The sequence below is a fragment of the Luteibacter jiangsuensis genome (assembly GCF_011742555.1).
Taxonomy (GTDB): Bacteria; Pseudomonadota; Gammaproteobacteria; order Xanthomonadales; family Rhodanobacteraceae; genus Luteibacter; species Luteibacter jiangsuensis.
This window is the reverse complement of the sequence record NZ_JAAQQR010000003.1, coordinates 402,526-416,410: the sequence shown is the minus strand read 5'-3', so window position 1 is coordinate 416,410 and position 13,885 is coordinate 402,526. Positions and strand designations below refer to the sequence as shown.

Here is a 13,885-nt window from a genome sequence, read left to right as displayed (position 1 = left end):
CTGCCACGGCGTGTTGCCGCTCATGCCTGTGCGGCCCTGCCGTCGCCGGCGCGGGGCGCAAAGCGGAACACCAGGGCCTGGATCGCCTGCGCGACCAGCACGTAGCCCGCCGCGGCACGAACGAACAACGGCGCCCACTGGGCGAATCGTTCCACGTACTGGGTCATGTTCGGGTCGGTGTAACGTCCGCCCAGCCAGTAGAAGGCACCGTTCGACACGGCGTACGACAACGTGGCGCCGACCAGAATGGCGGCAAACACGGTGACATGCGATGCCAGGCTTCCGTCATAGCGCGGCGCGACCAAACGGCCGGCATACCAGAGCACCGAGTACGCGAGTGGCATGAACGAGTATGCGATCGTGATGCAGAAGTCGCTTACCCCGGTATAGCGGATCGAGTACCAGTCAACCAGCACCGAGAGGACGACAAAGCCCACGAAGGCGAGATGCTTGCGCAGATAGATGCCGCCCAGGAAGAACAGTGCCATCGACGCGTCCGGCAGATGCAGCGCATCGCCGAAGTGGTGGAAGCGGGTCGCGATCATGACCATGGCGAAGATCGCGGCGACGGCAGTGAACATCGGGCGGGACAAGGGCTTCATGACAAACTCTCCCAGGGTGGGTGGATCAGGAACGCGGTTGGTAGCGCAGCGTGAGCAGCCAGTTGCGGCCGGGCTGGTTGAAGTAGCGAGCGGTTTCGTAGTGACGGTCGAACACGTTGTTCGCCGACAGCTCCACCTTCCACGCATCGGCGAAGGCGTAGGCCGCTCGCAGGTCGGTGAGGGCGTAGCCGCCGAGGCGGTTGGCATTGGCGGTATCGTCGTAGCGATAGCTGAATCCGGAGACGCTGGCGCCGATGCTCAACGGACCGAAGCTGCGGTCCGCGTCGAAGCGTGCCGTGCGGCGCGCACGACGCGGCAGCAGGTTGCCGTCGGTGGGGCCGTCGCTTTCGTCCTCGGGTTGCAGCCACGTGGCGTTGCCCGACAGGCGCCACGCGCCCAGCGTCGTGTCACCCGCCAGTTCCACGCCACGGATACGCGACCGGGCGATGTTGTTCGCTCCCCCGAACGGAAACAGCGGTCCGCTCAAGCTCGAGTCGAAGACGATGAGGTTGTCGATCCTGTTCTGGAAGGCATTGACCGACCAGGTGCCCCAGCCCGGCGTACCGCGCAGGCCCAGCTCCCAGTTCCGGGAAGTTTCGGGACCGAGCTCGGGATTGCCGTAGTCGGGGTAATACAGATCGTTGAACGTCGGCGCCTTGAAGGCCGTCCCGTAGCTGCCGGTCACGCGCAGGGTCTTCGTCAGGGCGTAGCCGTATTGGAGGCTGCCGGTGGTCTTGCCGCCGAACTGGCTGTTCTCGTCGCGCCGCAGGCTGGCTTGCACGGAGTTGTCGCCGAATTCGCCCTGCCATTGCGCGTACAGCGCGTGGTTGCGGCGTGCATCGACGAGGTAGTCGGTGCTGCCGACCACGCGATCGCGCTGCCAGTCGAAGCCGAGCGTGGTGAGTCCGGTGTTGCTGGACACACGGCCGATGTCCGCCTGCAATGACGCCACGTCGCGATGCGTGTTGAACGTATCGGCGTAGGTGCCGTCCTCGTAATCGGTGGAGAGGTCTTCGCTGCGGCCTACGTTGGCCGTGACCACGACGTCCCTGGCCGGCCTGTAGCGCAAGCGGCCCCCAAGCACCTGCGTCGCCGACTCCGCGAAGTTGCTGCTGGTACCGTCGTAATGGTTGCGGCCTTCGGTGCGCGTGGCCGTCGCGTCGGCGTCCCATTGCTCGTCGAAACGCCAGCCGCCCTTCAGGGACAAGGCGTTGTTACGGTAGCCGTCCTTGTCGGGCTCATAGGTGAAGCAACCGCCGCCGCGCGGGCTGGGCTTGCCGCGACAGGCGTTGATCCCGTCGGTCTGGTCGTGGCTGGCCTCCACCGAGTACCAGCCCTGTGTGCCGCGGCCCGCGAATCCGGCGGAACCGCGCAAGGTGTCGTAGCTGCCCACGCCGATGGAGGCATTCGGCACGAAGGCACCTTCGGGATGGCGCGTGAATATCTGGATGACGCCACCGAGGGCGTCGGAGCCGTACAGGCTCGAGTACGGACCACGCACGATCTCGATGCGCTCGATCTGGTCGACAGGAATGTCCTGGAAGGCGGCGGTGCCGGACGTGGCCGATCCGACCTTCACGCCATCCACCAGCACCAGCACGTGGTCCGCTTCGGTCCCGCGCATGAACACGGAGGTCGCCTTGCCCGGGCCACCGTTGTTGGCGATCGACACGCCGGGCGTGCTGCCCAGCAGGTCGGCGAGCGAGCGCGGCTGCAAGCGCTCGATGTCGGCGCGATCGAGCACCGTGGAGGCCGCCAGCACCTGGTTCAGCGACCGCTCGGTGCGGCTGGCGGTGACGACGACCGAATCCATGTCGGTGGAAGCCCCGTCCGCGAACGACACGGCGGGCACGAGGAAACCCGTCGCGATAGCGAGCGCGAGGGTGGAAGAACGAAACGACACGTGGTGACTCCCTGCTGACCGCGCCAACCCGCGCGGCATGAATGGCGAGGGACGGGTGCAGGGAAACGCGGGATGCCGGCGGCGAGAGGCGACGGCCACCCACGACATGGCCCTCCGCCTGTCCGGTGTACCTCGAGGCCGGTCTCCGGGCTTGCGAGCGCAGGGGTTGCCTGCCGGACGGCGCCTTCCCATGCCTCGTGGGCACAGTGGCTGGATGCCGACCTCTTGCTCGCCTACCGTTGCGGGGGCAGCTCCGGAATGGCGGCGGCGTGGAGACCGCGCGCGTCACCGGATTCCCGTTTCAATCCGCGGCGCTGACGCCTTGGATCACCTTGGGCGGCGACAGTGTAGCCGAAGCCGGGCCACGACGGTCACGCCAACGGAGGAAGGGGCGCTCCACGGCGTAGTGCAGCAGGGCGCCAACGGCGAGGATCGCGACGGCGAAGATGGCGAAGCGCAGGTAGCGATGGTCTGCCAGATAGCCGTCCAGATGTCTCTCCACCATGGCGAAGGCCAGCTTGTGGCTCAGATAGAGACTATAGGAAGCACGCGCAAGCCAGCCGGCACCGGGAATGTCGAGGCGCGCCAGCCAGGTGGAACCGCTGGCCGCCACCACGAAGGCGGCCAGCGCCAGCGAGAGCAGCGGATAGCCGATCACGCAGGGCCAGAACGCCGTGCGGGCGCCGTCGAACAGTACGAGCGATCCGATCAGGAGAACCGATCCGACCGCCAGCACCGTGGTGACCCGTGCCTGCATCCAGGCCATGGCCGTCGGCCGGTATACCCGACATGCGGCGAGGGCCACCCCGGCCATGAGGCCGTCGAGCCGCGACCATGTCGGGTAATAGAGGTGGCGCAGATACGCCAGCCCGGCGTTCCCGCCGCTCGCCTGGACGGGCGCCACCTCGTGCGTCCACAACCAGGCCCGCAAGAGCATGCCGCCGACGACCACGGCGGTACACACGGCGGCGAACTTCCATGCCGCCGGGCGCCGCGCAAGCACGAAAGCGAGGAACGGGAACAGGAGATAGAAGTGTTCTTCGACGCACAGCGACCATACGTGCGAGAACGCGTAGTTGTCGCTGTTGTCGAACAGCAGGTTGAACGTGAAGGTCGGGAACTGCCACCACGGCTGCATGCCGGGCGTCTCCCGCCAGCCCGGCATGAGGGCATAGATCGCGAACACCACAAAGAAGGCAGGCAGGATACGCACGCATCGCCGCCGATAGAAACCGGCGGCGTCGATCCGGCCCGTGTCGCGCAGCGACTTCATCACCTGCGAACCGATCAGGTAGCCGCTGAGCACGAAGAACAGGTCTACCCCCATCCAGCCGGAGCGCTCCAGGGCGCCGAACCCGTCGCCCAGCCCGCCGACCAGATAGCTGTGGAACAACATCACCCATACGATCGCGATGGCGCGAAGCGTGTCCAAGCCAGGCGTCCTGTGCATCGATGTCCTCCCCCTGTCGGTGGCGCGATGTTCGGCCATCGGCGGGACATGCCGCGGCGCGGCTCGTGGCGATTTGCGGGCAATGCGCCTGTCGCATCGCGGCCGGTAAGATGCTCCCACACGAATAACGGGATACATGGCAATGACGGAAGCGGCACCCGGCTCGCTCGCCTGTGTGGGTGTGGGAATGACCCTGGGTTCCCATCTCACGCCCCTGGCGCGGAGCCACATCGAATCGGCCGACGTGGTGTTCGTTGCCGTATCGGACGGTCTCGTGGAGCAATGGGTGCGGCAGATGCACGCCGACGTTCGCAGCCTGCAAGGCTTCTATGCCGACGACAAGCCGCGGCAGGCCACCTATCGCGAGATGGTCGATACCATGCTTGCCGAGGTCCGGGCCGGCCGGAAGGTTTGCGGCGTGTTTTACGGTCACCCGGGCGTGTTCGCCCAGGCGCCCCACGAGGCGATAGCACGTGCCCGCGAGGAAGGCTATGCCGCGCGCATGGAACCGGGCGTGTCATCGGAGGATTGCCTGTATGCCGACCTCGGAATCGACCCGGGCCGGGTCGGATGCCAACACTTCGAGGCCACGCAATTCATGCTCAACCGGCGCATCGTTGATCCGTCCGCGTGGCTGATCCTTTGGCAGGTGGGCATTGCCGGCGATCTCAGCGGCGGACGCTTCGAGACCGACCCGGCCCGCCTCGCGCTGCTTGTGGAGGTGCTCGCCCGTCACTACCCGGAAACGCACGAGGTGGCGGTCTATCGCGCCGCCACGCTTCCCTTCCAGGAGCCGCGCATCGAGCGCCTGCCGCTGGCCGAGCTGCCACGGATCGCGCTGGGGATGTCCGACACGCTGGCGGTACCGCCCTGCCGCGCCCTGGAGCCCGACCCGATCGTTCGCGAACGGCTGGCCGCGCTCAATACACAAACCTGAATCGGGACACTTAACAGGTGGCCGCCTGGGTCGCGCTATGATCGGGCTGCGTACGTGCACCTGGGGAGGTACACGGCGCCATCAATCAGGGGAACACATGTCGAACATCATCGATTTTCTTGCGCGCATGGGCGCCAGCGCCACGCTGCGCACCTCCGGCAAGGCCGACCTGGCCAACGCATTGACCGCTTCCGACGTCGAGCCCACGCTCGCTGCCGCCATCCTGGCCGGCGATGACGCCGCGCTGCGCGACCGACTCGCGCCCGGCAAGTTCTTTGGCATCCAGCTCGATCAGGATGAGCCCGAGGAGCAGGACGACGGCGACGAAGAGTCGTCCGTCCGTTTCGCACAACGCAGGGCGTAAGGCGCTTCGCGATGGAGATGGCACGCCGCATCGGACGCTGCTGCCGGCCGTTCGTCGCGCTGCTTGCCCTGTGCGGCCATGCCGCCGTCGCGTTCGCGCAGTTGCAACCGGGCGAGGACGCAACCGCGACCCTCGCCCGGGCCGACCTCACCAAGACTTCCGACCACCAGAAGTTCGTCGACACCCTGGTGCGGCTGGAAAACGATTCGACGCGACTGACCGAAAAGCAGCGAGCCCACCTCCAGTACCTGGAAGCCTGGCAGGTAGCCTACGCCGGCGACTACGATGCGGCCACGCCCCTGCTGGAGACCGTCGCCGGCAGTTCGCCGGACAAGGTGCTGCGGTTTCGCGCCACGGCGACACTGATCAACATCCTCGGCATCGGCCATCGTTACCAGGAAGCGTTTTCCCGCCTGACGGAACTGACGGACATGCTTCCCGCGGTCACCGATCCCCAGGCGCGCCTCCAGGGCCTTGGCGAGGCCGCGCAGATGCTCGCAACGGCCGGGCAGTACGACCTCGCCGCCGATTACGCGGAACGCATGATCCAAAGCACCCCGGCCGGCGACAGCGCATGCAAGGGTACATTCATCAAGCTGCACGCCATGTTCCGCGGCAAGCGGATCGATGGAACCGACGACCGCTACGCGCGAGGCATCGCCGATTGCCAGGCCGCCGGGGAAAACCTCATCGCGAACGCGCTGCGCGCCGACGTGGCGGATACCGCCATTCGCAACGGGCGGCCACGCGATGCCATTCACGTCCTGGAATCGCACTACGCCGAGGTGCTTCGCTATGGCTATCCCAGCCTGGCCTCGCAGGTGGAATCGCTGCTCGCGCAGGCCTACTGGAACGAAAACAACACCGATGCCGCGGGCAAATATGCCAGTGCCGCGGTGAAGAGCGCACCTGGCGGCGAGTACTCCGAACCGCTCGCGGTGGCTCTGCGCACCCTTTACCTCATCGCGAGGAAACAGGGCGACTTCCAGTCCGCGACCCAGTGGCTCGAACGCTACATGCAAGCGGACAAGGGGTACCTCGACGACGTGAGCGCGCGTGCCCTCGCCTATCAGATGGTGAAGCAGCAGGTCGTGTCCAGCCGCATGGAGGCCGATGTCCTGGACAGACAGAACCAGATCCTCCACCTGCAACGCGAGGTGGACAGGCGGTCCATCGAGACGAGCCGGCTCTACATCGTGCTGCTGCTGACGGTGGCCGGCACCATTGCGCTGTGGTTGATTCGCACCAAACGCGCGCAGTTGCGCTTCATGCGCATGGCACGCCGCGACAGCCTCACCGGCATCTGCAATCGTCAGCACTTCGTGGAACGGGCTCAGCAGGTATTGCTGGCTTCCCACAAGGCAGGCAGGGCCTCATGCCTGATCCTGTTCGACCTGGACCATTTCAAGCTGGTGAACGATACCTATGGCCATTCGGAAGGCGACTGGGTGCTGTTGCGCGTGGTCGCGGAATGCCGCGATCACTTGCTTCAGGACGACGTGTTCGGCCGCCTCGGCGGCGAGGAGTTCGCGATCCTGTTGCCCGGCGTCGACGAGGCCGACGGAATGAAACGCGCGGAACTGATCCGCGCCGCCATCGCCGCGCCTCCCGCCGGGGGACCTTCGAGCGCAAGGGTGACGGCGAGCTTCGGCGTGGCTTGCACGCGGCGCCATGGCGCCGACCTCGACCGCCTGCTCGTGGTCGCCGACGAGGCGCTTTACGAAGGTAAATCGGCCGGGCGCGACCGCGTGGTGGTGGCCGTGGCGCATTCCGGCGCCGGGAAAGCGCGGGCACCGGTGGCGCCCCTGGCGTCGAAGCCGCTCGGGCTGGCCCGGTCCTGAGATGGACCTGTGCCGGGCCTTCCAGAGGAAGGCCCGGCCGACGCGTTACAGGCAGCCGTTGATGCTGTCGTACACGGAGTGACGCGACATCGGAAGCTTCGCATCGAGCGGGTCTTCGCCGTCCACCACCTCGTAGAAGGATTCGATCGGCGTGTTCTTGGCGAGCATGAGCTTGCACTTGAACAGCCGGGCGCTGGTGGTCACCGCGCCGGTTTTCTTGTTGACGGTGGAACTGCTGCCCGAGAATGTCCACAGGCACTGCTTCAGCGTGGACTTCGTGACGTCTACCGAGCAGCGCAGTTCCATTGGACGAAGGTTGGCGAATTCGCCTTCACAGAACGTGTCGCCGCAGATGCGATTGAAGCCCGCGACAAGCTTGGCCTCCGCATTCGCGAATCGTTCGATACCCGCCTCGTGGGCCGGCCAGTTGGAGGCGTCGACGTAACGCTCGGCGATGGGTTCCGCCGCGAAGGCAGTGCCGGCGAAGCCGGCGGCGGTGACGGCGAACAGGCTGGCGGCGAGGGTCTTTCGGATCATGCGTTTGTCTCCGTTGAAAGGAGCACGTATGAAACCCTCAATGCTTGCGCGGGTCTGCTCGCCGCGGCCCACGGAACCTTGTAGTCCGTTGCATCACGGAAGACAGCCGACCAAGCTGTCGTACACCGTATGGCGCGTCATCGGCAGCTTCTTGCCGAGCAGCTCGCCGTCGTTCATCGCTTCGTAGAACACGTCGACCGGGGTGTTCCGCGCGAGCCGGAGGTTGCATTTGTAGACCTTGGCCGACGACCGCACGGCGCCGCTGGAAGCATCCACCGACGTGTCGCTGCCTGCGAAGATCCAGAGGCAGCGCTTGATGGTCCCATTCGACGTGTCCACCGAGCAGCTCAGCTGCATGGGCCGAAGGTTCGGATACGGACCCTCGCAGAATGCGTCGCCGCAGAACCTCTCGAAGCTCAACGAGAGCATATGCTCGGCGAGCGCGAACTTCTCCAGGCCCGCTTCCTTCGTGGGCCAATCGATCGCATCGACGTAGCGCGGGGGCATGTTCCCCGCAGCATGCGCGAGGCAGGCGGCGGGGAAGACCAACGAGGCAATAGCAAGAAAGGCATGGCGCATGGCGGTGTCTCCAGCAAAGGGAGCGCGTATGGAACTCCCTTCCGCCACATCGCGTCTGTCCCCTCCCGCCCACGCAAGGCCGTAGCGATAGGCGCTACAGCCAGCGCCCGTAGCGGCGGATGTAGAGCGTCTTCACCAGCTGCGTGAGCATGCAGTAGCTCACCAGCGTCAGCGCCAGCCAGGCGAAATAGACGCCGGGCAAGGGCTGCATGCCGATGCGCGCGCCCAGTGCGGAGTACGGAATGAACATGCCGGCCAGCATGATCGCCCCAGTGAGCGCCAGCACCGGCGCCGAGGCCATGCTGCGCAGGAACGGAATGCGCCGCGTACGGATCATGTGCACCACCAGCGTTTGCGACAGCAGGCCTTCGATGAACCAGCCGGACTGGAACAACGACTGGTGCGCCACGTCGTTCGCGCCGAAGTAGTGCCACATGAGCCAGAACGTGGTGATGTCGAATACGGAACTCACCGGCCCGATCCACACCATGAAGCGGCCGATGTCCCCCGCGTCCCACTTGCGCGGTTGACGCAGGTATTCCTCGTCCATGCGGTCGAACGGAATCGAAAGCTGCGACAGGTCGTACAGCAGGTTCTGCACCAGGATCTGCAACGGCAGCATCGGCAGGAACGGCAGGAAGGCGCTGGCCACCAGCACGCTGAACACGTTGCCGAAGTTCGAGCTGGCGGTCATCTTGATGTACTTCATGATGTTGCCGAAGGTGACGCGGCCTTCCACCACGCCCTCCTCCAGCACCGTCAGGTTCTTTTCCAGCAGGATGATGTCCGCCGACTCCTTCGCGATATCCGTGGCGGTGTCCACCGAGATGCCCACGTCGGCGTCGCGCAACGCCGGCGCATCGTTGATGCCGTCGCCCAGGAAGCCCACGGTGTGCCCCAGCCGTTGCAGCGACTTCACCACCCGGGCCTTCTGCACCGGCGACATCTTCGCGAACACGGTGGTGTGCTCGACCATGGCGTCGAGCGCCGCGTCGTCGAGTTGCTCGATGTCGCGCCCCAGTGCGGACGCTTCCACGTCCAGGCCCACCTCCACGCAGATCTTGCGCGTGACGGCCTCGTTGTCACCGGTGATCACCTTCACGGCCACGCCGTGGTGGTGCAGCGCTCGGATGGCCGTGGCGGCGGAGTCTTTCGGAGGATCGAGGAAGGCCAGGCATCCCACGGCGGTGAGGCCGGACTCGTCGGCCACGCCATAGGCGCGGTCGCCGGAGGGATCGCGCCGGATCGCGACGATCAGCACACGCAGGCCATCCTCGTTGAGGCGATTGGTCATGGCGCGGATCGCCAGGCGCTTTTCCTCCGTCATGGGCTCGACGACATCGCCGGTGCGCGCCTGCGTGCAGATCGCCAGCATTTCCTCGACGGCCCCCTTGCACACCAGGAGCTGTTCTCCCTGGCCGTCCGTCACCACCACCGACATGCGCCGGCGCTGGAAGTCGAACGGAATCTCGTCGACGATGCGGTAGCGGCCCGCGGACGGCTCCAGATCGCGATGGGCAAGCACCGCCTTGTCCATCAGGTTGCGCAGACCGGTCTGGAAGCGGCTGTTGAGGTAGCCGTATTCCAGCGCTTCGTCACTGTCGTCGCCGGCGAGGTCGACGTGGCGCTCCAGCACGATCTTGTCCAGCGTGAGCGTGCCGGTCTTGTCCGTGCACAGCACGTCCATCGCCCCGAAGTTCTGGATGGCGTTCAGGCGCTTCACCACCACCTTGCGCTTCGACATGGCGATGGCGCCCTTGCCGAGGTTGGCGGTGACGATCAGCGGAAGCATCTCCGGCGTGAGGCCGACGGCAACCGAGAGGCCGAACATGAAGGCTTCCAGCCAGTCGTGCTTGTCGATGCCGTTGATGACGAACACCACCGGCACCATCACGGCCATGAAGCGGATCAGCAGCCAGCTCACGGAGGCGATTCCGCGGTCGAAGCTGGTCTGTACGCGTTCGCCGGAAAGCGTGCGGGCCAGCGAACCGAGGTAGGTGCGCGCTCCGGTGGCGAGCACCACCGCGGTCGCGGTGCCGGACACCACGTTCGTGCCCATGTAGCACACCGTCGGAAGGTCCAGCGGGCCGGCGTTCCCGGCGGCCGTCGTTCCGTTCGGGGCCGACTTCTCCACGGGAATGGATTCGCCCGTGAGGATCGCCTGGCTGATGAACAGGTCTTTCGCAGCAAGCAGGCGGAGGTCAGCGGGCACCATGTCGCCCGCGCCGAGGTGCACGATATCGCCCGCGACAAGCTCCTCCACCGGGACCTCGATGCGCTCGGCGTGACCGTCGTCGGCACGGCGCGTCACGGTGGCAGTGTTGCGCACCATCGCCTTCAGCGCTTCGGCAGCACGCGACGAGCGGAATTCCTGGGTGAACGACAGCACCACGCTGATGCCGACCATCGCGGCGATGATGATCGGACCGGTGTAGTCGTCGGGCTCGGTGAAGAGTTGCACCACCGCGAGGGCAAGCAGGACCACGATGAACGGGCTGCGGAACGCACGCAGCAGCTGCACCGACCAGTGCGGCGGTTTCTCGTGGCCCACTTCGTTGACGCCGTCGCGGTCCAGGCGTTCCGCGATCGCGGCTTCGTCCAGGCCGTCGGGACGCGTGTCGAGCGCGCGCAGCAGTTCGTCCGCCGGACGGTAGGCGTCCGCGCTTGCGATGGTGGGTGTCTTGGCAGCCATGGCCGCCGGCGAGGTGTGGATCTTCATGGCTCGCTGCCTTTCCGGACCTCAGTCCGGAGGCGCGAGCGGTCGTCGGCGTCAGCCGAGAGCGGTCGCGCCGGCACGGAGCCGACGTTCGGTGTCGCTATGGAATCGGGCGGAGAGCGGCGTAAGCCGCGCCGTCGTGTCTATGTCGCAGTTCATGGCCGCGGGAGTTTGCCATCCGCCGGTTTCGTGTGGCTTTCGGTGGCTTCGAGCGAACGCGGCACGGTGATCGTGCGCTTGGCCGGTACGGGTCCGGTGGCACGGCGACGGGCGAGTGCGAAAGCGAGACGGCGGCCGAACATGCGCGGACCGGTCTTTTCGAGCTGGAGGTTCATGGCTCAATCCTCGAATAACGGAAGCTCACGGCTTCCGGACGAGGAGAGCCGGACTTTCCCTAGCGGAGGAAAGCGCCGGCCGACCGGGTGCGGTCGCCGCGGGCGATGAGTTTTGCCAGCGCCGGGACCCGATGCGTGCGGGAGCCGGCGCGTCGACTAGGGTAGACGTCCATATGCCTGGGTAAGGTAAGGAAGGTGCCGTCACACGAGACATCGTGTGGTAGCCGGCGAATTGTCGCGCCGCAGCGTGGATCGGTCAAGGGCGCGAAATACCGCCGCCGCGACTGTTGCGACCCGTTCACGATGTCACGGAAGGTACCGCCACGCCCCCAGGCGCGTGCCGTCGCCGAGCCCCTCTTCGTATTCCTTAGCCTCGGCCAGCAGCCATTCGCGGAAGCGGGATACGCCGCTGTGGCCTTCGGAGCGTTTCGGGTACACGAGGTAATACGCTTCCGTGACGCGCAGGCGCTCTTCGCACAATACGGTGAGCGCACCGCACTCGATCAGCGAGCGCGCCATCACGAGGCGGCCGAGGGCCACGCCCATGCCTTCGAGCACGGCGCGTTGCAGATGCTCCGTATTGTCGAAGCGGGCGACATAGCGCGAGGGCAAGGGCATGCCGAAGGCCTCGGCCCAATCGTTCCAGCGGCCGGACGGGTCGCCGAGCAGCGGCCACCCGGAAAGCGATGCGCCCGGCAGGCCGCCCATGCGGCGTACCAGCGAGGGACTGGCGATCGGCACGATGTATTCGTCGAACAGTCGCTCCGCCTTCGTCCGCGGCCAGGAGCCGAGTCCGTACCGGAACGCCACGTCGACCGTGGGTTCGCGGTCGAAATCGACCACCGAGACAGAGGAGTGCAGGCTGAGCTCCAGTTCGGGGTGCTTGCCCACCAGCCGCGGCAGCCGGGGCACCAGCCAGCTCGACGCCACCGAGGGAAGCACGCTCACCGTCACCGCGTCCTGGTGCCGGCTTTCGTACCTGCCGAGCGCGTGTTCGATGCCTTCGTAATGGTGACCGATGGCCTCGAGGAGGTTGGCACCCTCTGCGGTGAGGGTGACGCCGCGCGGCCCCCGGTCGAACAGCGGGCGGCCCAGGCGTTCCTCCAGGTTGCGGATCTGGTGGCTCAAGGCGCTGACGGTGAGGTTCAACTGTTCCGCCGCGCGCGAGAGCTTGCCCGTCCGGGCGACCAGGACAAACCCCTGAAGCAAACCGAGCGGCAGGCGGGACATGTGAAAAATCCTCAAGACCGGGTTGCAAACATATCGCTTTTTCGCCGCCGTCGGAAAGAGCACCCTTCACCTCCACTCAAGCCGCAGGACATTGCGGCATCGCTTCGGGAGGGCGTCGCCATGGCTTCGATTTTCACCGGATTGGCCTTCATGCACGGGCACATCGTCGACCGTGAACTCGTGCTTCGCCTCGGCAGGAGCGAACCGGAACGCGGAGCGGGCGCACGCGCCGCCGAGAAGCCGGCCCCCGCACCTCCGCGGGCACCCGCCGGCGCGGCCTGCGCCACCTGCTGACGGATACGCCGCCTCAACCTCGGCTGCGCCATCATGGCGGTTTCCGCTCTATCGGAGATCGCCCATGATGCTTCGCCAACTCGGCCGTTCGCCCTTGCAGGTGGCTCCCCTCGCCTTCGGGGGCAACGTGTTCGGATGGAGTGTCGACGAGCCCCGCTCGTTCGACCTCCTCGACGCTTTCGTCGACCACGGTTTCAACCTGATCGATACCGCCGACGTCTACGAGGCGTGGGTACCCGGCAACGAAGGCGGCGAGTCGGAAACGATCATCGGCAACTGGCTGGCCCGCAGCGGCAAGCGCGACAAGGTCGTGATCGCGACCAAGGTCGGCAAGTGGGCACGCTATCCTGGCCTTTCGCCGACGAATATCCGCGAGGCAGTGGAGGATTCCCTGCGCCGGCTGCGCACCGACCACATCGACCTCTACCAATCGCACGAGGACGATCCGAAGGTACCGCTGGAGGAAACCCTGCGCGCGTTTGACGACCTGGTAAAGGCCGGCAAGGTGCGCGTCATTGGCGCGTCCAACTACGCTGCCACCCGGCTCGCCGACGCGCTGGATACCAGCGCTTCGAAGGGGCTTGCACGTTATGAGTCGATGCAGCCGGAGTACAACCTCATGGACCGCGCCGGCTTCGAAGATGCCTTGCAGGCGTTGTGCGTGAAGGAACAGGTGAGCGTCATCAGCTACTACTCCCTCGCCAGCGGCTTCCTCACCGGCAAGTATCGGAGCGAGGCCGACCTCGCCAAGAGTTCGGCGCGCGGCGCGCGCGTGAAGAACTACCTCGGCGAGCGCGGCTCGCGTGTCCTCACCGCGCTGGACGACGTGGCCGAGGCGCACGGCGCCACCCCGGCACAGGTGGCGCTGGCGTGGACGATGGCCCAGCCGGGCATCACCGCCACGATCGCCAGCGCCACATCGCGCGAACAACTCGACGAACTGGCGAAGAGCGCAGCGCTGGCGCTCAGTGCGGACGAGTTGGCCAAGCTGCGCACGGCCAGCGACGCCTGATTGTGGGAGCCGCTTCAGCGGCGATGGGTGCTTGCGACAGGATTGCCCGCTGCCGCGGAATCGCCGGCACAGCCGGCTCCCACAA

Annotated in this window: 12 protein-coding genes, 1 pseudogene and 1 riboswitch; of the genes and pseudogenes, 5 read left to right on the top strand and 8 right to left on the bottom strand. The window is 66.3% G+C overall.

Translation table 11 applies throughout. The annotated features are described in order from the left end of the window. Positions 1-20: 20 nt before the first annotated feature. From HBF26_RS08730 to HBF26_RS08720, 3 genes and pseudogenes are all read right to left on the bottom strand, one after another. A complete protein-coding gene (locus tag HBF26_RS08730) occupies positions 21-602 on the bottom strand; it encodes a hypothetical protein (protein ID WP_167125075.1) in 582 nt (193 codons plus the stop codon). Between the two features lie 25 nt (positions 603-627). After that, positions 628-2,544, bottom strand: a complete 1,917-nt coding sequence (gene btuB, locus HBF26_RS08725; protein WP_167125529.1) for a TonB-dependent vitamin B12 receptor — start codon at positions 2,542-2,544, stop codon at positions 628-630. Positions 2,545-2,624: 80 nt separating this feature from the next. Beyond that, positions 2,625-2,855: riboswitch (cobalamin riboswitch) on the bottom strand. A gap of 23 nt (positions 2,856-2,878) precedes the next feature. After that, positions 2,879-3,955, bottom strand: a pseudogene (locus HBF26_RS08720) (acyltransferase family protein); the annotation flags it as partial. Positions 3,956-4,091: 136 nt separating this feature from the next. On the opposite strand from HBF26_RS08720, the gene HBF26_RS08715 reads away from it, so the two are divergent. The 3 genes from HBF26_RS08715 (at position 4,092) to HBF26_RS08705 (ending at position 7,097) form a co-directional block, all read left to right on the top strand. Beyond that, positions 4,092-4,892: an SAM-dependent methyltransferase gene (locus HBF26_RS08715; protein ID WP_338039649.1), complete on the top strand. Its 801-nt coding sequence runs from the start codon at positions 4,092-4,094 to the stop codon at positions 4,890-4,892. A gap of 97 nt (positions 4,893-4,989) precedes the next feature. Beyond that, entirely contained in the window at positions 4,990-5,256 is a 267-nt protein-coding gene (locus HBF26_RS08710; protein WP_167125073.1) for a hypothetical protein, read from the top strand. An 11-nt stretch (positions 5,257-5,267) separates the two neighbouring features. After that, positions 5,268-7,097: a GGDEF domain-containing protein gene (locus HBF26_RS08705; RefSeq protein ID WP_167125071.1), complete on the top strand. Its 1,830-nt coding sequence runs from the start codon at positions 5,268-5,270 to the stop codon at positions 7,095-7,097. 45 nt (positions 7,098-7,142) lie between these two features. Here HBF26_RS08705 and HBF26_RS08700 read toward each other — a convergent pair whose 3' ends face one another. From HBF26_RS08700 to HBF26_RS08680, 5 genes are all read right to left on the bottom strand, one after another. After that, a complete protein-coding gene (locus tag HBF26_RS08700) occupies positions 7,143-7,634 on the bottom strand; it encodes a hypothetical protein (RefSeq protein ID WP_167125069.1) in 492 nt (163 codons plus the stop codon). A 93-nt stretch (positions 7,635-7,727) separates the two neighbouring features. Continuing rightward, positions 7,728-8,213, bottom strand: coding sequence for a hypothetical protein (locus HBF26_RS08695; protein ID WP_167125067.1), 486 nt, complete (start codon positions 8,211-8,213; stop codon positions 7,728-7,730). A 94-nt stretch (positions 8,214-8,307) separates the two neighbouring features. Beyond that, positions 8,308-10,932 carry a magnesium-translocating P-type ATPase gene (mgtA, locus tag HBF26_RS08690; RefSeq protein ID WP_167125065.1) on the bottom strand — a complete coding sequence of 875 codons (2,625 nt, stop codon included), beginning with the start codon at positions 10,930-10,932 and terminating at the stop codon, positions 8,308-8,310. Positions 10,933-11,084: 152 nt separating this feature from the next. Next, positions 11,085-11,264, bottom strand: a complete 180-nt coding sequence (locus HBF26_RS08685) for a hypothetical protein (protein WP_167125063.1) — start codon at positions 11,262-11,264, stop codon at positions 11,085-11,087. A 306-nt stretch (positions 11,265-11,570) separates the two neighbouring features. Next, positions 11,571-12,494, bottom strand: coding sequence for a LysR substrate-binding domain-containing protein (locus HBF26_RS08680; protein WP_167125061.1), 924 nt, complete (start codon positions 12,492-12,494; stop codon positions 11,571-11,573). Positions 12,495-12,614: 120 nt separating this feature from the next. On the opposite strand from HBF26_RS08680, the gene HBF26_RS08675 reads away from it, so the two are divergent. Both HBF26_RS08675 and HBF26_RS08670 read left to right on the top strand, forming a co-directional pair. Then, on the top strand, positions 12,615-12,788 hold the full coding sequence (locus HBF26_RS08675) for a hypothetical protein (RefSeq protein WP_167125060.1): 174 nt from the start codon (positions 12,615-12,617) through the stop codon (positions 12,786-12,788). A gap of 64 nt (positions 12,789-12,852) precedes the next feature. After that, positions 12,853-13,800 carry an aldo/keto reductase gene (locus HBF26_RS08670; protein ID WP_167125059.1) on the top strand — a complete coding sequence of 316 codons (948 nt, stop codon included), beginning with the start codon at positions 12,853-12,855 and terminating at the stop codon, positions 13,798-13,800. Positions 13,801-13,885 lie beyond the last annotated feature (85 nt).

Coding starts and splice junctions, on each gene's coding strand:
- HBF26_RS08670 (WP_167125059.1), top strand. CDS start 12,853: ATGATGCTTCGCCAACTCGGCCGTTCGCCCTTGCAGGTGGCTCCCCTC.
- btuB (WP_167125529.1), bottom strand. CDS start 2,544: ATGCCGCGCGGGTTGGCGCGGTCAGCAGGGAGTCACCACGTGTCGTTT.
- HBF26_RS08710 (WP_167125073.1), top strand. CDS start 4,990: ATGTCGAACATCATCGATTTTCTTGCGCGCATGGGCGCCAGCGCCACG.
- HBF26_RS08705 (WP_167125071.1), top strand. CDS start 5,268: ATGGAGATGGCACGCCGCATCGGACGCTGCTGCCGGCCGTTCGTCGCG.
- HBF26_RS08695 (WP_167125067.1), bottom strand. CDS start 8,213: ATGCGCCATGCCTTTCTTGCTATTGCCTCGTTGGTCTTCCCCGCCGCC.
- mgtA (WP_167125065.1), bottom strand. CDS start 10,932: ATGAAGATCCACACCTCGCCGGCGGCCATGGCTGCCAAGACACCCACC.
- HBF26_RS08700 (WP_167125069.1), bottom strand. CDS start 7,634: ATGATCCGAAAGACCCTCGCCGCCAGCCTGTTCGCCGTCACCGCCGCC.
- HBF26_RS08730 (WP_167125075.1), bottom strand. CDS start 602: ATGAAGCCCTTGTCCCGCCCGATGTTCACTGCCGTCGCCGCGATCTTC.
- HBF26_RS08675 (WP_167125060.1), top strand. CDS start 12,615: ATGGCTTCGATTTTCACCGGATTGGCCTTCATGCACGGGCACATCGTC.
- HBF26_RS08715 (WP_338039649.1), top strand. CDS start 4,092: ATGGCAATGACGGAAGCGGCACCCGGCTCGCTCGCCTGTGTGGGTGTG.
- HBF26_RS08680 (WP_167125061.1), bottom strand. CDS start 12,494: ATGTCCCGCCTGCCGCTCGGTTTGCTTCAGGGGTTTGTCCTGGTCGCC.
- HBF26_RS08685 (WP_167125063.1), bottom strand. CDS start 11,264: ATGAACCTCCAGCTCGAAAAGACCGGTCCGCGCATGTTCGGCCGCCGT.